Annotated in this window: 14 protein-coding genes; 8 read left to right on the forward strand and 6 right to left on the reverse strand. The window is 71.4% G+C overall.

Annotation, left to right across the window (positions count from 1 at the left end; all coding sequences use genetic code 11):
• The first annotated feature begins 22 nt into the window (after positions 1-22).
• Genes ADL03_RS18785 through ADL03_RS18795 form a run of 3 tightly spaced genes read left to right on the forward strand, consistent with a single transcriptional unit; the run spans position 23 to position 4,010 of the window.
• Positions 23-1,168, forward strand: a complete 1,146-nt coding sequence (locus ADL03_RS18785) for an acyl-CoA dehydrogenase family protein (RefSeq protein ID WP_053734787.1) — start codon at positions 23-25, stop codon at positions 1,166-1,168.
• Positions 1,165-2,655, forward strand: coding sequence for an amino acid adenylation domain-containing protein (locus ADL03_RS18790; RefSeq protein ID WP_053734788.1), 1,491 nt, complete (start codon positions 1,165-1,167; stop codon positions 2,653-2,655). The genes ADL03_RS18785 and ADL03_RS18790 overlap by 4 nt, the downstream gene beginning before the upstream one ends.
• Positions 2,652-4,010, forward strand: coding sequence for an NAD(P)/FAD-dependent oxidoreductase (locus ADL03_RS18795; protein WP_053734789.1), 1,359 nt, complete (start codon positions 2,652-2,654; stop codon positions 4,008-4,010). The genes ADL03_RS18790 and ADL03_RS18795 overlap by 4 nt, the downstream gene beginning before the upstream one ends.
• A 16-nt stretch (positions 4,011-4,026) precedes the next feature.
• On the opposite strand, the gene ADL03_RS50820 is transcribed toward ADL03_RS18795, so the two are convergent.
• On the reverse strand, positions 4,027-4,626 hold the full coding sequence (locus tag ADL03_RS50820) for a LuxR C-terminal-related transcriptional regulator (protein WP_053734790.1): 600 nt from the start codon (positions 4,624-4,626) through the stop codon (positions 4,027-4,029).
• 518 nt (positions 4,627-5,144) lie between these two features.
• On the opposite strand from ADL03_RS50820, the gene ADL03_RS18805 reads away from it, so the two are divergent.
• Complete coding sequence (locus ADL03_RS18805) at positions 5,145-5,672, forward strand: hypothetical protein (protein ID WP_053734791.1); 528 nt, start codon at positions 5,145-5,147, stop codon at positions 5,670-5,672.
• Positions 5,673-5,739: 67 nt separating this feature from the next.
• On the opposite strand, the gene ADL03_RS18810 is transcribed toward ADL03_RS18805, so the two are convergent.
• Positions 5,740-6,198 (reverse strand): hypothetical protein, encoded by a 459-nt coding sequence (locus tag ADL03_RS18810; RefSeq protein ID WP_197288449.1) that lies wholly within the window; start codon positions 6,196-6,198, stop codon positions 5,740-5,742.
• A 98-nt stretch (positions 6,199-6,296) separates the two neighbouring features.
• A complete protein-coding gene (locus tag ADL03_RS18815) occupies positions 6,297-6,524 on the reverse strand; it encodes a hypothetical protein (protein ID WP_053734793.1) in 228 nt (75 codons plus the stop codon).
• A 526-nt stretch (positions 6,525-7,050) separates the two neighbouring features.
• Here ADL03_RS18815 and ADL03_RS18820 point away from each other — a divergent pair.
• The 4 genes from ADL03_RS18820 (at position 7,051) to ADL03_RS18835 (ending at position 11,846) form a co-directional block, all read left to right on the forward strand.
• Entirely contained in the window at positions 7,051-7,770 is a 720-nt protein-coding gene (locus ADL03_RS18820; protein WP_082373261.1) for a cytochrome b5-like heme/steroid binding domain-containing protein, read from the forward strand.
• Between the two features lie 28 nt (positions 7,771-7,798).
• Positions 7,799-9,079 carry a hypothetical protein gene (locus ADL03_RS18825; RefSeq protein ID WP_053734795.1) on the forward strand — a complete coding sequence of 427 codons (1,281 nt, stop codon included), beginning with the start codon at positions 7,799-7,801 and terminating at the stop codon, positions 9,077-9,079.
• An 83-nt stretch (positions 9,080-9,162) separates the two neighbouring features.
• Entirely contained in the window at positions 9,163-9,657 is a 495-nt protein-coding gene (locus tag ADL03_RS18830) for a hypothetical protein (RefSeq protein WP_053734796.1), read from the forward strand.
• A gap of 125 nt (positions 9,658-9,782) precedes the next feature.
• Positions 9,783-11,846, forward strand: coding sequence for an Hsp70 family protein (locus tag ADL03_RS18835; protein ID WP_082373263.1), 2,064 nt, complete (start codon positions 9,783-9,785; stop codon positions 11,844-11,846).
• Between the two features lie 77 nt (positions 11,847-11,923).
• Here the strand turns inward: ADL03_RS18835 and ADL03_RS18840 are convergent, their stop codons facing one another.
• The 3 genes from ADL03_RS18840 to eccB are packed head-to-tail and all read right to left on the reverse strand — an operon-like array spanning position 11,924 to position 19,527.
• On the reverse strand, positions 11,924-15,268 hold the full coding sequence (locus ADL03_RS18840) for a right-handed parallel beta-helix repeat-containing protein (RefSeq protein WP_053734798.1): 3,345 nt from the start codon (positions 15,266-15,268) through the stop codon (positions 11,924-11,926).
• On the reverse strand, positions 15,268-18,105 hold the full coding sequence (locus ADL03_RS18845) for a hypothetical protein (protein WP_082373266.1): 2,838 nt from the start codon (positions 18,103-18,105) through the stop codon (positions 15,268-15,270). Before ADL03_RS18845 ends, ADL03_RS18840 begins: the two co-directional genes overlap by 1 nt.
• Before the next feature lie 48 nt (positions 18,106-18,153).
• Positions 18,154-19,527, reverse strand: a complete 1,374-nt coding sequence (gene eccB / locus ADL03_RS18850) for a type VII secretion protein EccB (RefSeq protein WP_053734800.1) — start codon at positions 19,525-19,527, stop codon at positions 18,154-18,156.
• Position 19,528 lies beyond the last annotated feature (1 nt).

Genomic DNA, 19,528 nt, shown 5'->3' on the forward strand with positions numbered 1-19,528 from the left:
CCTTCACCTGGCCGAGGAGCACATGGACTTCGCACCGGACGCGGACCAGCTGTTGCTCGCCCGGCGCAGCCACGAGCTCGGCTTGGCGCTCAACGCCCCCGACGAGCACGACGACTCCGGCGACCCGTGGTTCAGCCGGCGGAAATGGCGGCGTTGCGCGGAGTTCGGCCTGCTGGGCCTGAGCGTCGGAGAACGGTGGGGAGGCCTCGGGCTGGACTCGGTGAGCGCCTGCACCGCCATCGAGTCCTTCGCCCGGGGTCATGCCGATCTGGGGTTCGTGTTCTCGGCGTGCGCACACACGTTCGCGTGCGGCATGCCGATCGCCGAACACGGAACGGAGGCGCTGCGGGACGAGGTGCTGCCGAAGCTCGTCTCGGGCGAGTGGATCGCGGCGAACGCGATCACCGAGTCCGAGGCGGGTTCCGACGTGTACGCGATGCGTTCGGCCGCCGTGCGGGACGGCGACCACTACGTGCTCAACGGCACGAAGAACTACGTGACCAACGCACCTCTCGCGGATGTGTTCGTCGTGTACGCGAGCACGGATCCCAGCAGCGGCTACCTCGGCATCAGCGCGTTCGTGATCCCCCGCCACACCCCCGGTGTCACGGTCGGAGCTCCCCTTCCCAAGACCGGGCTGATCTCCTCACCGCTCGCACCGGTCTACTTCGACGACGTCGTGGTGCCGGCGGAGAACCGGCTGGGCGGGGAAGGCGAAGGGCGGGCGATCTTCACCGGTTCGATGGACTGGGAACGCACGTGCCTGTTCGCGGCCTACGTCGGCGCGATGGATCGTCAGCTCGCCGCGACCGTCGCGTACACCAGCGAACGCCGTCAGTTCCGCCGTCCGCTCGCACGGCACCAGGCCGTCGCTCACCGGCTCGCCGACATGAAGCTCCGGCTGGAAAGCGCGCGGCTGCTGCTGTACCGCGCGTGTTGGAGCCGCGACCGGGGAACAGCAACCCCGCTCGACGTCTCACTCGCGAAACTGGCGGTGAGCGAGGCCGCGAAGCTCAACGCACTCGACGCGGTGCACCTGCACGGCGCGATGGGGGTCATGGCCGGTTCAGGGGTCGAGCAGGCGATCGCCGACGCGGTTCCCGCGGCCGTGTTCTCGGGCACGTCCGAGATCCACCGCGACATCATCGCGGCACAGCTGCGGTCATGAGGCTCGAAGAGCACGTCGCCCGCTTCGCGGAGGCCACCCCGGAGGCGCCGGCCGTGTGCGGACCGGACGGCGACGTCACCTACCGCGAGCTGGACGTGCGGGCCGACGTGCTCGCGCGCGAGCTGGCGTCGCTCGGCGTGGCGGCGGGCGACAAGGTGGTGCTGTGGGCGCCGAAGTCGGTGTTCGTCATCGCGGTCACGCAGGCCGTCCTGCGGCTGGGCGCGGCCTACGTCCCGGTGGACCCGAGCGCTCCCGCGGCACGGGTGGCGGCACTGGTCGCCGACTGCGGGCCGGCCGCCGTGGTGACGACCGGAAGCCGGCTCTCCGCGCTGCTTCAGCACACGGCTCCCCTGCCCGCGCTGGTCGCCGAGGACGATCTCGGCGGCTGGGCGGCCAGGCCCGCCGCACGGCCACCGGTGGAGCGTTCGGCCGACGCGGAACTCGCTTACGTGCTCTACACGTCCGGCTCCACCGGCACGCCGAAAGGGGTGTGCGTCAGCCACTCCGCAGCGTCCGCGTTCGTCGACTGGGCGGCCGACGAGCTGGAGGTGACCGGTTCCGATCGCCTCTCCAACCACGCGCCGTTGCAGTTCGACCTCTCCGTGTTCGACCTCTACGTGGCGTTCCGGTCGGGCGCGTCGGTCCACCTCGTCCCCGAACTGTCGCTGCCACGGGACCTCGTGCGGTTCGTCGTGAACCACGCCATCACCGTCTGGTACTCGGTGCCGTCCGCTCTGACGATGATGATGGAGTTCGGCCGCCTGCTCGACGTGCCACGGCTGCCGCTGCGGGCCGTGGTGTTCGCGGGAGAGGTGTTTCCCGTCGCCCACCTCAGGGTTCTCCGCGACCGCCTGCCGTCGGCGGCCATCCACAACTTCTACGGCCCCACCGAGACGAACGTCTGCGCCGGCTATCGGGTCGGGACGATCCCGGCTGACCGGTCGGCACCGGTACCGATCGGCACGGCCGCGGCGGGTGACGAGATCTGGGCCGTGCGCGAGGACGGCACGATCGCGCAGCCCGGCGAGGAGGGCGAGCTCGTGGTGTCCGGACCCACGCTCATGACCGGCTACCTCGGCCACGAGCCGCTGAGGGGCCCGTACGCCACCGGGGACGTCGTGCGCAGGCTGCCGGAAGGCGGGTTCCTGTACCTCGGGCGGCGCGACGGCATGGTGAAGGTCCGCGGGTACCGGGTGGAACCAGGCGAGATCGAGGCGGTGCTGCACACCCACCCGGACGTTCTGGAGGCCGCGGTGACCGTCACCGGCTCCGGGCACCTGGCACGGCTGGTCGCGTGGGCCGGCACCCGTTCCGGGCAACCACTGCGACCGGGCGAGGTCAAGCGTTTCCTGGCGGGACGCCTGGCCCCCTACCTCGTGCCCGACGTCGTGCGCACTGTCGACCGGTTGCCCAGGACGGCCAACGGCAAGGTGGACCGCCGTGCGTTGAGCGAACATGACAACCAGCCAGAGAGGCGCGAACCGTGACAGCGGATGTCTACGACGTGTGCATCATCGGCGGCGGTCCCGCGGGATCCACCACCGCGTCCTACCTGGCGAAGGCGGGCATGCGCTGCATCGTGCTGGAAGGCGACTCGTTCCCGCGCGAGCACGTCGGTGAGTCCCTGGTGCCGAGGTCCACCGTGGCCCTGGACGAGATCGGCGTGCTGGACAAGATCGACAAGGCCGGTTTCGCCCGCAAGTACGGCGCCGCCTGGACGGCCTCCGCGGACGACATCCCGCTGCCGGACGGCGTGCGGCGGCGCCAGCGAGCCCACTTCACCATCCCGCAGGTCGAGTTCCGGTTCGCGGAACGCGAGCAGACGGGTGTGGCGTTCGACTACACCTACCACGTCGACCGGGCCAGGTTCGACACGATCCTGCTGGAGCACGCCGCCGAGCTGGGCGCGGTCGTGCGCCAGCAGACCAGGGTCCTCCACGTGGACCTCGACGGCGAGACCAAGCGGGTGGTGTTCCGGCACAACGGGGTCACGTCGGAGCTGTACGCACGGATGGTGGTCGACGCGAGCGGACGCGGCACGCTCCTCGGCCGCCAGCTGAAGCTCAAGGTCCTCGACCCGGAGTTCAAGCAGTACGCCGTGCACAGCTGGTTCGAAGGTCTCGACCGGGAGGCCGCGACCGGCACCACCGGCATCGGCGACTACACGATCATCCACTTCCTGCCGCTCGCGGGCTCGTGGATGTGGCAGATCCCGATCTCGGACACCGTCACCAGCGTCGGCGTCGTCACCGAGAAGTCGCGGCTGCGTGGCGCGAACGCCGACCTGGAGAAGTTCTTCGACGAGTGGGTGAGCACGCGACCACCGCTGGCACAGGCACTCCGCTCGGCACGGCGGCTGCGCCCGTTCAAGGCGGAGGGCGACTACAGCTACTCGATGCGCGAGCTGTGCGGCGACGGGTGGGTGCTGGTCGGTGACGCGGCGCGGTTCGTCGACCCGATCTTCTCCAGCGGGGTGGGCATCGCACTCAGCAGCGCGCGGCTCGCGGCGAGCAGCATCATCGCCGCCGCCCCGACCGGATTCGCCAAGCCCGCGTTCGCGGAGTTCGAACGCAAGAGCCGCAACGCCACCCAGTGGTGGCGCAACTTCATCGCCCTCTACTACCGGCTCAACGTGCTGTTCAGCTCGTACATCCGCGATCCCGAGTACCGGCTCGACCTCGTCCGGTTGCTGCAGGGCGACTTCTTCGACGACGACGAGGAGCCGGCGGTGCTCGGCAAGATGCGCGAGAAGCTGGAACTGGTGGAGAACAACCCGAACCACCCGTGGCACGGAGCCCTCCGTTCACTGCAGACACAAGCGCAGCTCGACACCAGCCGCTGACCGAGCGACCCCCGCGTCACCAGATCACCCCTCGGCGCAGGGCCTGCAGCACCATTGCCGCCCGGTCACCCGTGCCGAGCTTCCTCCCGATGCGTTCGAGGTGGGACTTGACCGTCATGGGCGACAGCCCGAGCTTCCTCGCGGCGCCGCTGTTGGTGCACCCCTCCGCCACCAGCCGGATGACCTCGACCTCGCGCACCGTGAGGTCGCTCATGAACAGGCCTCCCGACAGGGCGCGCCTCGTCCAGTCACCCTGCGCCCGGCGGGCGTCCGGACGGACGAGCACACCGTCGGCACCCGCGTCGAGAGCGGCCGCGTGCGCCTCCTCGTCGTGCTGCGACACGACAGCCAGCACACTGCCCCACCCCAGCTTGCGCAGCGCCTTGATCAGCTGTGCGCCACGCCGTCCGGTGGCCGCGAGGTCGACCAGGGCGAGCCTTCCTGGCGGTTCGGTGAGGACCAGCCGGCGCAGCGACTCGAAGTCGGCCGCCCGGTGGACCACCCGCACGTCCACCGCGCCCAGCGAGTGCGCCACCAGGGACATGACGTGCTCGTCGCCGCTCACGATCAACGCGGAACCCCCGCGTTCGGCCGGGAGAGGCGGCCGAATCGTCATCACAACCTCCGCCGCGCAACAGATCGCGGTCATCGAACTCCTTTGTCCGGACGTTCTCCGGCGCTCCTCGCGCGGGAGGCTCGAATCGTGACACGCCCGCACAACCTCGTTTTGCCCGAAATGACAGCCGGGCGCACCCGAACCGGGACCGTGGATCTCGCGCAACTGCCGGTGGTCCGCCGGAAAACAGCGCCGGCGGGACTCGAACGGGAGCGAAGCCCGTTCCCGATCATGCGCTGAGCTGGACGACGACCGGCAGCACCCCGGCGGGCGGCGAACGATGCCCTCCCAGGGCGAATACCCGTTCGAAACGGTGGCGTGCGGGAGTGCTGTCCGTTTGCGACCAGCGCTCCCGCTCCCGCCACGACCGCGTCGGCCGGGTCGCACGGGCCGGCTGGGCGTTCGCGCAGAGATCCTGCCCGAATGGACCCGAAAGACCGGCCGGAGCCGAGAACCTCCCGCAACGGGACGCATCCTCATCGGACCCCGCGAACGTCCAACGGCCTGGAGGAGTCTCGATGATCAGCTGGGACCGGTGCGGCGACTCCACCTACGTCGGGGTCATGACCAGGTACGAGATCGAGGTGCTGCGCAGCTACACCGACGGGCTCGTCTCGTTGCTGGACCACCACCTCGCCCTGTTCGACACGACGCCGGACGGGTGTTCCTGGCCGCACCCCGAACTGGGCCGCGACGCGCGGGTCACCGCGATCCTCCGCGCCGAGATCGGCGAGCAGGAACCCGACTGGGTCCACTCCGTCTCGGCCGCCGCGTGCCTGCGCGACGTCTCGTCCCACGCCCGCCTCATGGCGTGCGCGCTGTCGTCCTCCAGCGGCGTCGTCCACCTCGCGTCACGTGCCGAAGCGGAAGCGTGGTTGCGTTGCATCCGGCTCGTCCTCGTCACGATCACCGCGATGGCGGACGAACGGGGAGAGGTCAGCGGCAAAGCCTGTGAGCCCACCGTGTCCTGGTTGACCGAGGTGTCGGACGGGCTCAGCGCGGTGCTGGACGACACCACCAGCCCGACGATGACGGCTGACCGCTGACGCCCACCACCGCGCTTGGACGGATCTTTCGCGCGATTGTCCGTTGTGGATGATCAGCTGCATTCGCTCACTTGAGCAGACCGCCGCGGAAGGCCTCACCGACGAGGTGTTCCCGCCGCCGCACACCGAACTTCGCCTTGACCCTCGTGAGCACGGTCTTCGCGACGTTCACGGTGAGTCCGAGGATCTGCCCCACCTCGGAGTCGGGGGTACCGCCGGCCACGAGCAACAACGCGTACAGCTCCCGGTCGCTGAGCACGCCGTGCGGGGCCCTTCGAGCGGACGCCGCAACCCCTTGCCCGACCGCCGTCGGCTTGACCAGGACGGACGTCGCCCCGTGCGCCATCGCGGCGCACGCCAGCTGAGCGGACCCGGCGGAGACGACCGCGACGACCTCGGTTCCGCGGAGCGTTCCGATCAACGACAGGGCGGCGTCGCCCGGCAGGTCCAGGTCCACCATCGTCAGATCGGGCCGGTCCACGGCCAGCACCCGGTTCGCCTCGCAGACGGAGTGAGCTCTGAGCACCGGCGCCTCGTGGAGGAGGGACAGCTCCGTCGTGACTCCCGCGGCGTAGGAATCATCGGGAGTGACGATCAGGACGAAAGTACGACAGGCCTTCACCTCTAGCTGATGCCGAACTTCACGGGCCGGGAGCTCTCCACCTGGCGAGCGAGCAGGCCGAGGTGGAACTCCACGGCTTCGTGATCACCCCGGTCGAAGGCGGCCATCAGCTCCGCCGCCGCGGCGGCAGCGATCTGCAGCTCCCCCACGTCGTGCACGGCACTGTCCTCATCAGCGCTCCGCAGTGCCGATCGGATCCGGCGCAGCACTTCTTCGAGCGGTTCCAGCACCCGTTCTCCGATCGCAGTGGTGGACGCCCTCATCGGCGGTGTTCGCGCAGGACCGACCGCTGTCCGCAGTGGACCTCCGGCGACAAGGCCGGTGCGACTCCGGGAGCGGCGAGGGCGCCGCGTCCCAGGCCCGGCCTGCTGGCACGAACCCGGGACGTGTACACCATGGCGCGGCATACGGCGGCCTTGTGAGCCGTCGACCACTGTAAGGGGGCCGCACGGGCCCCGGTCGCGTCCTGCCCAAACGAACACGAAATGGTGGACGACCGGCCGGACGAGGTGCTGTTCCGCCCGTCGGGACGTGACGTTCTCGAAACCGGGTCCAGCGCCATAGCATCGTTCTCGCTGAAGAGCCCACTTTCCTTCTACAGCCGGACGAATCGTCGGCGGTCAACGATCTCGGACGCGCCACCCCGGCGCGCACAGGTCGTTGCCCGCGTTGCACACCCGGCGTTCTTCCTCGTCGCTCGGCGAGGACCTGCGCTCAGCGGATCACCTCGAAGGATTGGGAGACATCGTGAGACGCATGCCAGAAGAGAGTGTGCGAGCGCAGGCGAGCACCTCGGTTCCCCTCGTGGTTCTGGACGGCCGGGTCCTGGACCTCTCGAACTTCCTGGAACACCACCCTGGCGGGGTGGCCGTCCTCCTCGCGAACCTCGGCCGGGACGTGTCCGCGGACTTCCACCACGTCACCGCTCACGCGCGCGCCGCGGTGACCCGCAAGCTGGACCAGCAGGCGATCGCCGAGGTCGCTCCCCTGACGATCCCGCCTTCCGCGAAGGACTTCGCCAGGTTCGTCGACTACGTGCGGCTCCTGCTCAACTCGTTCGACGTGCAGGCGGACCCGGCGCGCGACCCGGTCTCCGACGTCTTCTACGTCGGGCAGCTCTACAGCCACTTCGTCGGAGACCACCTCGTGTCACTGCTGACCATGCTGGCGGAGACGACGGGTGTGCCGGTGGAACCGGCGGCCCTGCAACGGCTCCGGCAGGTCTTCGAGGCCGTGCCGGGCCGGGTGGAGGCAGTGGTCGTCGAGGCGGACGCACCCACCGCGGCCGCGCTGTCCAGGCAGCTGCAGCAGCGCTGCCGGGCGCTCCTGGACGACCTGCTGCGCATCGGCTCCGAGGCGCTCGGCGAACTGCGCGACGTGAACGTCCACCGGATCACCTCCTGTCATGCGACCAAGATGATGTGCCTTGCGAACGAATGGATCAGTGAGGAACATGACCTCGTCAACGCTGAGTAGCACCGATGCGCGCACGAAGAACGCGCTCATGGACCACGTCCTGGCGTGTTCCGATCCCGAGGTGCTGCACCTCGACGGTGATCTGACGTTCTCCACCGGGTTCATGCCGCGCACGGCAGCCGACCGGCCGCTGACCGGAGCTCACGAGGCGTGGGAACAGCTCGCGCGTCAGCTGCCCGGCCTCACCACCTCCCCGCACGCGCAGCGGATCATCGCCGACCTCCCGATGATCCCGGCGGGAGTGGACGACCTGCCCGACTCCGAGCTCAAGCGGGCCGCGACGGTGCTCGGGACGATCGCCCAGTCGTACTGGCGGTTCGGGATCGGCCCGATGTACCTCGCACGCGGCGAGCAGATCTCGCCGAACCTCCCCGCCGTGGTCGAACGCCCGTGGCGGCAGGTGAACCACCGGCTCGGCCGCGCCGAGGTCACCCTCAGCACCGAGGACTGCTTCTTCAACAACTTCACCTTCATCGACGCCGGCCGCGTCGCCGGCGACGGCACCTACCGCATCGAGGACGCCAGGATCGAGCTGATCCGCCCGAAGGTGCCGGCTTTCGGCAACGAGGCCGAGCGGGTGTTCAACGCGGCGTTCGTGGAGGTCGACTCGGTGATCGCGCCGGTGGTGCGGCTCACCTGCCGGCTCGCCGAAGTGCTCGCCGAAGGCGGCCCCGATGCGCACGGCGAGATCGGCACCCTGTTGTCCGCCATCGCCGACTGTGCGCGCGGCGCCATGAAGGCCTTCCGCCGCATCAGCCCGCGCAAGGGTTCCGCGACCCACTGCGACCCGGTCGACCTGGCCAAGACCTTCGCCATGTGGGACGTGCCCGCTCCCGGCTACCCGACCGGCCCGAGCGGTTCCGCGACGCCGGTCCTGCACTTCTTCGACGCGCTGATCGGCCGCTCCCGCTACGACACCGAGCTGGGCAGGTTCGCGCACCACCTGCGGGACAACCAGCTCCCCGCGAAGCACCGGGTCTTCTTCGACCTGGTGCGCGAGCTCGACGTGCGCGGCTACGTGACGGGCCTCGCGGAGTCGGCGCCCGCGCGGTACCGGGAGGTCTCCGCGGCGTTCAACGAGGTCGTGTCGTCGTTCGCCGGTGACGACGGCTTCCTCGGCGTGCACAAGGGCAAGGTCATCGACTACCTGGGGGTGGGCACCGTCGTCGGCCGCAACCAGTCCACCGCGCACGACCAGATCTTCATCGCGGACGCCACCTGGACCGGCATGGCGGACAAGCTCCAGCAGGCGCGCGACGAACGCACCACCCGCGCTGTGGACCACAAGGGAGGACCGTGCTTCCCCTGAGCACCTGATTCCACACCGGAGCGGCCGCGGCTCCTAACCTCGAAGTCGCAGCCGTTCACGGGTACTCAGCGAGGAGGTGGTCGATGGTGCTGGCCAAGCCCGATCCGGCACAGGTCGGCGCGCAGTGGTACCGCGAACGCATGCTCTGGAACGCGGTGGCCGTCGGCAGGACGATCGTGTTGCCGCTGCGCGGCGGACTTGTCGCGTTCGAGACCACCACCTCCCACCTCCACCGGGCGCGCAAACGCCTGGAGCACAGCGGACTTGAGCTGCCTCCCACGGTGCTGGACCGGCGCGGGGGAACCGCGGTGGTGCTCGCGGAGTACGACGGTGCCGTGCTCGGCCAGTGCCAGATGCCCGGCGGCGTCCGCTACCTCATGGCGCCCAGCGCGATCGAGCTGCCGCTGGTGCACGTCGCCGCGGCCGCCCAGGACAGGAGCTGGGTGAGCTGCCCGAAGGCCGACGACCGCTGCCTTCCGTCCGCGAGCTCGGTGCTGGCGGCCTTCACCGCGGTGGTACCGCCCCACCTGCACGCGACCGGCCCCGCCGCCGCACGGGCGCGGACGCTCATCGGCTGACGCCGCGGCACCCGTTCGCCGAAGGCAGAGATGTCTGCCTGTTCGGTTCTCGTTCTCCCTGGGCACCGCGATCTCCAGTTGAATGCGATGTCACCGCAGTGCGGCAGAAACCATGGAGTTCTCGCATGTCTTACGGTTTGGGCGTCGACATCGGTACGACCTACACAGCCGCCGCGGTGTCGGACGCCTCGGGCACCCGTGCCGTCCCGCTCGGCCGCGACCTCGTCGTGTCGTCCGTCGTGTTCGCCACCGAGGGCGGCGAGCTGATCACCGGTGACGCCGCGGACGGGGAGTCGAGGAAGCAGCCGCTGCGGGCGTCCCACTCCCACAAGCGACGGCTGGCCGACCCGACACCGTTGAAGATCTGCGACGTGGTGCGCTCTCCCGCGCTCCTGATGGCCGCGCAGCTGCGTGACGCGGTCTCGCTGGCGACGGCGATCCAGGGACGGGCACCGGGGTCGGTCGTCCTGACCTGTCCCGCGGTGTGGGGCCCGTACCGCCGCGAGCACTTCTCCGAGGTGTCGCGGCTGGCCGGCGTGCCGGACGCCGTCGTCGTCACCGAACCCGAAGCCGCGGCCATGCACCACTCGGTGGAACGCCGGCTCGGCGAGGGCGAGATCGTCGGTGTCTACGACCTCGGCGGCGGCACCTTCGACGCCACCGTGCTGCAGGCGCGGCGGCACGGCATGGAGATCCTCGGCACCCCGGAGGGGGTGGAGAGGCTGGGCGGCATCGACTTCGACGAGTCGCTGCTGGCGTTGGTGGACCAGCGGGTGGACGGCGAGATCACCCGGCTCGACCCGGCCGACGCCGGGCAGGCGCGGGTCCTGCTGTCGGTGCGGGAGGCGTGCCGCGGCGCGAAGGAAGAGCTGTCCGCCGCCACGGAAACCGTTCTGCGCCTGCACCTGCCGGGCGGCACCCGCGAGGTGACCGTGACCCGCGCGGAGTTCGAGCGGGCCATCGCACCGCAGCTCGCGCTGACGACGGACGCGTTCCGCCGCACGGTCGCGTCGGCCGGGTTGAGTGCGGACGACCTCGCGAGCGTGCTGCTCGTCGGCGGGTCGTCCCAGATCCCCCTGGTGGCCGACCTGCTGTCCAAGACCGTCGGCAAACCGCTCCGCGTCGGGCTGCACCCCAAGCTCGCCGTCGCCCTCGGAGCCGCGGCCCTGGCGCGCACCGCACTCCAGCGCTCCCCTGCCACACCGCCCGCTCCCCCGGCTGCCCGCCCGCCCGCGGCGCTTCCCCAGCCGGTACCCGGCCGTCCGGCGGGGCCATCGGCTCCAACGGGCGTGCCGGGCCCCGTGAACACGCCGGGTCACCCGAACCCGCCGATCCCCGCCGGCCCGCCACCGCTCGCGGGCCCGCCGATCCCCGCGGGCCCGTCGTTGCCCGTGGCCCCGCGTGCCGCCAGCGTCCAGGAGCTTCCGGTGCGGCGGCGCACCTTCGGGGCGACCCCGCCCGCCAAGACGTCCCGCGGGCGGAGGACTCCGGTGATCGCGGCAGCGGCCGTGGCGGTGTTGTGCGCCGGTGGGATCACCACGGCGGTGCTGACCTCGGGAGGGGACAGCACCGAGCCGCCGGTTCCCGCCGCGGCGAACGGCACCAGCGGTTCCCCGGCCCCCTCCGGTACGCCGTTCCTGCACGACGGCCGGGACGTGGCGCCGTTCCACAGCATGATCGGCTCTGAGGCCAACTGGGCGGGCACCGCGCTGACCGCGGACGGCAAGGCCTCCCAGCCGGCGGTCGCGGTCCGCCCCGCCGACGTCAACGGCTCGAAGGACGGGCGGCAGGTGACGTGGACGGGCAAGGGCGCGGCGCAGTTCTACGTCCAGAACCCCCAGGGGCGCCTCGACGCGACGTCCTATGTGGAGTCGGGCACCCTGACGTTCGACGTGGTCGTCGTCAAGGCGCCCACCGCCGACGTGTCGCTCGCCGCGCACTGCGGCTACCCGTGCGCGGCGCAGCTCAACGCCACCAGGTCGTTGCGGCGGCTGCCCGTCGGCCAGAAGGCGACGATGCGGATCCCGTTGAGCTGCTTCGCGGGCAAGGGCCTGAACCCGGCCGCCGTCGACGTGCCGTTCCTCGTGCACACCACCGGCACGTTCGAGGCGAAGTTCGCCGAGGTGCGGTGGGACCGTTCGGGGACAACAGGTTCCACGCCCGTGACCCCGTGCGCCGACCTGTCCTGAGCGGTCGCTCCCGGAAACGACCGACCCACCTGACGTGACCAGCGGTTCCAGCCGGAACCACTGGTCACGTCGGCACGTCAGCCCACCGAGGCGAGACCCTCCTCCGCGGCGACCCGCGGCATCCCGCTCCTCATGAGCAGTTCGAGGTCGGCGGCGGTGAGGGTGCGCGAGGCCGCCGTGGTGGCGAGCCGCTGCGCGAGCCGGTGCACGTCCCTGGCGGTCCGGCCGCGGCTGTGCGGCAGGAGGTCGCGCAGTGCGGCCGTCACGTCCGCGGGCACCTCGTGCCCGCGCCGGGTCAGGTGCCGCACGACCATCGCCGCCAGCTGGTCCACGTCGTAGTCCTCGAACGCCCACCGCTCAGCGAAGCACCCGCTCAGCTCGGAGGAGAACTCCAGCAGGCGTGCCAGTGCGAAGTCCTCACCGCTGAGCAGGACGACGGGCCCGGCCGGGTTGCGCCGGGTCACCTCGACCAGGGCCTCCAGCACCTCGATGCGGCGTTCCGCGGAGTCGGCGGACCACTCGTCGTCGACGTCGAGCAGCAGGACGCCGCCCCGTGCGTCGTCGAAGGCCGTGGCCATGAGGCTTACCGCCTGTCCCGGCCAGCGCGGGCACAGGTCCGTGCCGAGCGACAACCGCGTCACGTGACCGGAGTCGATCAACCGCAGCTCCGCCAGCGCCTGCGCGTAGTGCGTGGCCACCGCGCGCCGTCCCATGCCCTTGTTGCCCGACAGCACCACGTTCGCGTGCCGGCCGACGCCCTTGTTGCGGGCCTTGAGCCCGCACAGCTGCACCAGGGTGCGACCGAGCGCCTCGCGCACGCCGGTGAGCCCGGACATCGCGACGACGCGCTGCCAGCCGAGCGTCGCCTCCACGGCGGCCACGGGATTGGTGGCCGCGTCCGGCCCGGCGCCCCTGGGCGCCACCTCACCGAGCGCGGCGACCTCCGCGGCGAGGTCCTGGCCGGTGAGCCTGTTCAGCTCGGTGTCCTTGTCCGGTGGGGCCAGCGCCAGCCGGGACGCCTGGTTGTTCACCATCGACTCGAACAGCTTGCGGGCCACGCGGCCGTTGCCGAACGTGTCGTTCTTGGGCACGCGCTCGAAGTAGTCGGTGAGCGCGGCCACCGCGTCGTCGGTCAGCTCGTAGTAGTGCTTGCGGCACAGGTTGGTGGTGATCGTGACGAGCTCGTCGACGCTGTAGTTGGGGAACTCGATGGTGCGGGAGAAGCGGGACGCCAGACCGGGGTTCGAGGCGAGGAACTGCTCCATCAGCTCGGAGTAGCCCGCCACGATCACCACGATCTCGTCGCGGTGGTCCTCCATCATCTTCATGAGCGTGTCGATGGCCTCCTGACCGAAGTCGGGACCGCTGCCGCCCGACCCGCTGGACAGGGTGTAGGCCTCGTCGATGAAGAGGACGCCGCCCATCGCCTTCGTGACGACCTCGGCCGTCTTGATGGCCGTCGCACCGATGTACTGGGCCACCAGGTCGGCCCTGGCGACCTCGATCATGTGCCCCTTGGCGAGGATGCCGAGCTCCGCGAGGACGGAGCCGTAGAGCCGCGCGACCGTCGTCTTGCCCGTGCCGGGAGGACCCGCGAAGACCAGGTGGCGGCTCATGGGCGGCATCGGCAGCCCCATCTGCTGGCGCCGCTGGGACATCTTGATGAGGTTGATCAGACCGAGCACCTCGTGCTTCACGCCGTCCAGGCCGATCAGCGAGTCGAGCTCGGCCACCGGGCCGTCCAGGTCGGCGCCCATCGCACCGCCGAGCGCGGACGACGCCGGGGCGTCGGTTCCGGAGGGGTGCTCCGGCGCGGCGGGCCTGGGGGCCGGGCCCGCGGACTGCGCGGGACGCTGGGAGGCCTGCTCGCCGGTGACGATCCCCGTGACGGACAGCCGTTCGTGCTCGACCGCGCGGCGCACCGGGCTGCCACCGCTGCCGGTGACAGTGCAGTCCGCGACGGTCACCGCCTCCTCGGTGTCCAGCAGGACGCCGTCGCCGGCGCTGTCGGTGATCTCGCACCCGCGCACCTCTCCGCGCGCACCGCTGAGCAGGTGCACGCCGTGCCGGCGGGCGGACCGCACACGGCACCGCACCGCTTGCAGGACGCCACCCGCACCGGCGCTGAGGCCGTCTCCCACCGCCGCGACCACCTCACTGTCCTTCATGGACAGAGAGGCTTCGTTCGCGTGGACACCACCACCGCGGACCAACGTGGAGGCGAACTCCCCCCGTGCGCCGCTCAGCACGGTGACCAGGTGCTCCGCCGTGCCGGTCACGCGCACGTCCGTCACCTCGGCCTGCGCGGACTCCACCAGCGAGATGCCCGGCGCGTCGCCGACGTCGATCACGGCGTCGGCGAGCAGGAGCCGGGACTGGCCCTTCACCAGGACCGCGGGGCCGGTCTCGGCGGTGACGCGGAAGCCCTTGAGCTCGACCGACGCCCCGGAGTCCACGAGCACGGCTCCCCGGTCGCTGCCCTCGACGGTGAGCTTGCCGAACACGGCCCTGGACGCGGTGTCCACGACGACGCCGATGGGGCTGTCGCCGACGCGGCAGTCGTCGAACCGGGGTGAGGCACCACCGGTGACGTAGACGGCGTTGCGGCCGGCGGAGGTGAACTGACAGCCCCGCAGCCGTGGCGAGGCACCGCCCGCGATGTGCGCGGACTGCACGCCGGCGCCGGTGAACACGGAGTCGGTGACGGTGACGTCGCCGGTGCTGCGCACGTAGAGGTCGAGGCTCGCGCTCTGGCTGATCCTGACCCCGCGGATGTCCGCGTTCGCCTCCTGCTCCACGACGAGCGCGGGCTTGTCGGACTCGATGATCTCGCAGTCCTCGACGACCAGCCGCGCGCGGCCGTTGGCGCAGACGCCGTTGCCACCGGCCTTGCGCACGGTGACCCGGCGCAGGGAGAGGTTGCCCTGCTCGGTGACCACGACACCGGACGAGGCGTTGCCGACCACCTCGGAGTCCTCGACCGTGCTCGGCACGCTCGACGTGACGACGATGCCCGCACCGCCGGTGCTGGTGATCGCGCACCCGCGCAGCACGAGGCTCCCGTGCCCCTGCACGAGCACCGCCCACGACGCGGCGGACACCCGGCAGTCGTCCAGGGCGACCTCGCCGGCCCGGATGTCGACGCCCGCCGCGCCGGTGTCGGTGCACCTGATCACCAGGCCGGAGAACTGCGCCGCCGCTGCGACCACGACCGCGACACTGCCCGTCTGGCTGACGAGCTCCACCGTGCCGGGTCCGTCCTCGGCGGTGATGGTGACCATCCGCTCGATGACGAGGCTCTCCTCGTACCGGCCGGGCAGGACGCTGATCGTGGCGCCGTCGCGGGCTTCCCGCAGCGCGGCGCCGATCGTCGGGTAGGCGCCTGGCCGGTCGGTGGCGACCACCAGAAGTTGCCGGTTCATCAGCTCTCCTCGTGGGTCGTGGTCCTGGTGAGCCCCGGCCGCTGGACGAAGCGCGCCAGCGACGACTCGGGGACCCGTGCCTCCTGCTTGCCCGACTCCCAGGTCTGGACGCAGCGCCGCAACGAGTTGAGCGCCAGCTCGTCCAGCGCCTCGCGGTTGCGGTCGACCTTGCCCGTGGGGTCGATCTCACCGGCCGCGAGCTCGCGCAGCAGCAACCGGCCGCGCGCACCGTCCGCGGGAGGGTTCAGCTCCAGCACCTTGAAGCTCGTGCCCGGCACGAAGAGCACCCGGTCGGTGACGGGATCGACCTCCGGTTCCAGGAGTTTCGTCCGCCGGGCCGTCATCGACCAGACGAGCACGTCGACGTCGTTCTGCTCGGACTGGCGCGCACAGGGCGCGCTCAACGCGTTGATGAAGCCCCACTCGGTGAGGAGCTTGCGACCGCCGTAGAAGTCGAGCTCCTGCTCGGTCAGGGAGGTGGAGAACACCGCCGGTCCCCGGTGGGACGGCAGCCTGCTCAGCCCGGACACCACGCAACGCGCGAACGGCACGTGCGGACCGACCCCGCCCGTCCGCAGTGACTGGTCGAGGCCGTCACCGCTGGCCGACAGGTACAGCCGGATCGCGACGGCGTCGGTCAGCACCGAGCCGGACGACCGCTCCAGCGCACCCTGGAAGCCGGGGTGTTCCGACAGCACGCGGTTCACGGAGTTGGCCACGGCCGCGTACTCCTGGCTGAGCGTGCGGCGCAGCCAGCCCCGTTCCTCCTCCAGCCCGCGCTGCGGCACGAGCGCCGCCGCCGCGGCCGCCGGGGTGGGTTGCACGGCCGTCACCACCGGGCGTGCCGTGGGCTGTGGCGGTGCGGGTTGCGCTGGTGACGGGCCGTCGGCGGAAGGCGGTGCGGGTTGCGCCGGTGACGGGCCGTCGGCGGGAGGTGGTGCGGGCGCTCGTTCCTCGGCCGGGGCCGCGGGAGGCGGTGCGGTGACCGCGGTGTCGGCCACACGTCCCGGTGACGGCGCGGCGGAGGGCTCGGCGACCGCGCTCAGATCGGGCGCGGAAGGCTCGGCGACCGCGGTCAGGTCGGGTGCGGAGGGCGGGAGCAGCGGTGGGGAAAGCGGCGGCGCGCTCGCGGTAGGTGCGGAGACCGGCGCGAAGTCCGGCAGCGGACCGGGAGGCGCGGACGGCGTCTCGCGGTCGGACGGCAGCGGTGCCCCGGAGACCAGCGGGGACGCCGGTGTCGTGACCGGGGGGTGCGCCGGAAGCGGATCGGCGACCAGCTGCCCGTTCTCGAGCCGGACCGTCGCCGTTTCGAGCGACGGCTCCAGGGCGAACGGCGCGTCGGTCGGCGCCGTGGTGAACTCGCGTGCGGAGTGCGGTGAGACGAGGGGCTCGGATGCGACCAGCGGCGGAACCGCCGTGGCCGGGGTGAGCGGCACCGCCGTGACCGGGGTCAGCGGTGCACCGGTGACGGGGGTCAGCGGTGCAGCGGTGACGGGGGTCAGCGGTGCAGCGGTGACGGGGGTCAGCGGTGCAGCGGTGACGGGGGTCAGCGGTGCAGCGGCGGCGAGCTCGGGCGTCGGCTGGTGTTCCACGACGCCCCACGCCTTGCCACCGACCTGGTTCCGCCGGCGCGCGACCGTCAGGGCGGGCACCAGTTCGCTCACCCGCCGCGTCTGCGAGTCGAGCCTGCCCATGAGGTCCTCGGCAGCGCGCCGCACCTCCGGCGCCACGGTGTCGACGCCTTCCTCGAACAGCACCAGGTGCCGGTCGCCGTCCGGTTCGGCCGTCCTGACCGCCGCACCGTGCGCAACCTCCTGCTCCAGCCGCACCCAGAGCCCGGACGGGACGACCTCCAGCAGCACGTCCTGGGTGTACCGGTAGACGGCCGGTTCGACCTCCTCGATGCCGAACAGCGGGTCCCGGTAGCTCAGCAGGGTCGGCACCGGTGCCGGCTGTCCCTGCTGTGCGGGGAAGTAGGCCACCTCCAGCGCGAACGGCTGCCAGCCCGGCGTGCCGTCGGACCGCAGCGTCACGATGTGGGGATCGGTGCGGGACCCGACCGGCAGGCCGTTGTAGCAGGTGATCTGCTCACCCAGCGCGTCGGCGACGTGCTGGCCGTACGGGCCGCCGTCGGGCAGCGTCATCGGGCCGAACCGGACCACTCGCAGTTTGGACCGCAGGTCCTGGGGCAGCCAGCTCCAGAAGCGGGTGATGTCGTAGAGCGTGATCGGCGGGGCGCCGGGGCAGCCCAGCACGATCGTGCAGACGTCGGGCTGGCACGGCAGCGTCTCGATCAGCCGCTGGCGGTGCGGCATCAGCAGGCTCTCCGAACCGCGCGGACGCAGCCACGCCCCGCCCGGCAGCGGTTCGCTCACCCCGCTCGCGCTGGTCGGCATCAGCTCGGCGAGCGGCGACACGGTTTCCCAGGTGGGCCTGGGAAAACGCTTGCCGTCCCGCTTCGGGGGCTTTCCCGGCTGGAACCGCACCCACCCGGTCCCCCATCCCGCGTCGACGAAGAGCGAGCCGCCGACGCCCGGCATCACCGTGCCGTCGGGTGCGATCACGGTGCGGCCGAGCCGTTCGGAGAACCACTGGCCCGCGAGCACCGTCGTCTCCCTGGTGCGGCCGCCGATGACCAGCCGCACGCCACGTCGCTTGCGGGGCAGCAGCTTCGCCGCCGACTCCCACGTCGAGAACGAGCTGGACACGGGCAGGTCGACCACGACGAGCTCGTGGTCGGGGTCGGCGGCGAGGTTCAGCGCCATGTCGCGGACCTCGTCGCGCAGGACACCGCGCGGGTGCACCACGAGGGCGTTGCCGATCGTGTGACTGATCATGTCCCGGTCACCACCGCGGTGATCCGGCCTCCTGGTCAGCAGGGTCACTCAGCCACGTCCTTTCACACTCACGCCCACGGCGCCCCGGCTGAGGGCCGGACCGTTGGGGATCTGCGCCAGCACCCCGGCGGCGACCGGTACCGGTGCCACACCGCCGAACCCGAGTGCGCTGATGCTGTCGTCGTCGGCCAGCCGGTACTTCAGGCCGCGGTCCGTGATGAGGTAGCGGTCGGGCTTGGCACCGGCGCCCTTCGGTGCGGGCACCGACGCGGCGAGCACACCCGTGCCGGGCTTCGCACGCACCCCGATCCGGTCGTTCATGCCGAACCCCGCGTCCGCGCGGTCGACCGTGACCGCCTGGCTCGCGACGTCCACGCCGACGGGTTGCTGGCGCAGGCAGAACGCGCGCTCGCCGGCCGGGACCGGCTTCGCGGCCAGCAGGTCGGGAACGCGCTTCACGAGCGAGTCGTCATCCGAGTGCGGGGCGCTCGCCAGCACCTCGGACCCGATCTCGACGGCGGCGCCACCGTTCTTGGCCTGCAGCAGCACGGCCTCCGTGCGTGACACCGGCGCCAGGCCTTCTTCGCGCAGGACCGAGAAGTTCTCGGCTCCGTTGCCGGCCACGTGCCGGAACACCGTGCCGACCGGGCGCGCGGTACCGCCGACGGTCACGTTCTTCTTGCCCTGCTGGGGAATCACCGCCGGTCCCACCTCGGGGCCGTCCGGCAGCGAGGAGAGCCACGCGGGCGGCGCGACGGGCGGCTTGCCACCGCCGAGTCCGAGCGCCAGGGGCACGAGCGGGTCGGTGAGCCGCAGCTTCTGGTTGGCCCACACCACGTACTGCTGCCCCTCGGAGGAGGCCACCCACAGGTACTCGTTCGCGGCGACGGGGGCCGACGGCACGTCCGGGTCGACGTTCATGCTCATCAGCCCGGTGCCGTCCGCCTCGACGCCTCCGCTGCGCGGCAGGCACAACAGCCAGGGCCCGGCCATCAGCGAGGAGGCCGGGGGAACCGGGTCGGGCGCGTCCGGGATGCCGATCGGCTGGCCGCGTTGCAGCTCTCCGAGCGACGCCCGTGAGATGGACTCGACCTTGGCCCCGGCGCCCTTGAGGAGCAGCGCGGACGCGTGGTTGAGCACGGGGACGAGCTGTCCCTGCTCGTACACGAACCGCGCGCCGCTCTCCTTCTCCACGAGGATGGCGTTGGGCTTCTTCCACGCCGTGTTGCCGCCGGGGTTGATCAGGCCGTACACCCAGAACGCCACACCGATCAGCAGCGCCAGCACCACCCCGAACACCAGGCCCATCAGCGCGCGCCGCGCGGGTGCCTCGCTGTAGTTGGTGTCCCCCAGCAACAACGCCGAGCTCATCCGGCCGACGAGCGTCTGGTAGGCGTGGACGTGGTCCTTCTTGGTCTGCACC

Origin of the sequence: Nocardia sp. NRRL S-836, from assembly GCF_001279525.1 — a bacterium.
Classification (GTDB): domain Bacteria; phylum Actinomycetota; class Actinomycetes; order Mycobacteriales; family Pseudonocardiaceae; genus Lentzea.

Excerpts from the sequence above, each read along its gene's own strand:
- ADL03_RS18805 (WP_053734791.1), top strand. The coding sequence starts at position 5,145 with ATGATCAGCTGGGACCGGTGCGGCGACTCCACCTACGTCGGGGTCATG.
- ADL03_RS18790 (WP_053734788.1), top strand. The coding sequence starts at position 1,165 with ATGAGGCTCGAAGAGCACGTCGCCCGCTTCGCGGAGGCCACCCCGGAG.
- ADL03_RS18820 (WP_082373261.1), top strand. The coding sequence starts at position 7,051 with ATGCCAGAAGAGAGTGTGCGAGCGCAGGCGAGCACCTCGGTTCCCCTC.
- ADL03_RS18825 (WP_053734795.1), top strand. The coding sequence starts at position 7,799 with ATGGACCACGTCCTGGCGTGTTCCGATCCCGAGGTGCTGCACCTCGAC.
- ADL03_RS50820 (WP_053734790.1), bottom strand. The coding sequence starts at position 4,626 with ATGACGATTCGGCCGCCTCTCCCGGCCGAACGCGGGGGTTCCGCGTTG.
- ADL03_RS18835 (WP_082373263.1), top strand. The coding sequence starts at position 9,783 with ATGTCTTACGGTTTGGGCGTCGACATCGGTACGACCTACACAGCCGCC.
- ADL03_RS18845 (WP_082373266.1), bottom strand. The coding sequence starts at position 18,105 with ATGATCAGTCACACGATCGGCAACGCCCTCGTGGTGCACCCGCGCGGT.
- ADL03_RS18830 (WP_053734796.1), top strand. The coding sequence starts at position 9,163 with ATGGTGCTGGCCAAGCCCGATCCGGCACAGGTCGGCGCGCAGTGGTAC.
- ADL03_RS18785 (WP_053734787.1), top strand. The coding sequence starts at position 23 with ATGGACTTCGCACCGGACGCGGACCAGCTGTTGCTCGCCCGGCGCAGC.
- ADL03_RS18840 (WP_053734798.1), bottom strand. The coding sequence starts at position 15,268 with ATGAACCGGCAACTTCTGGTGGTCGCCACCGACCGGCCAGGCGCCTAC.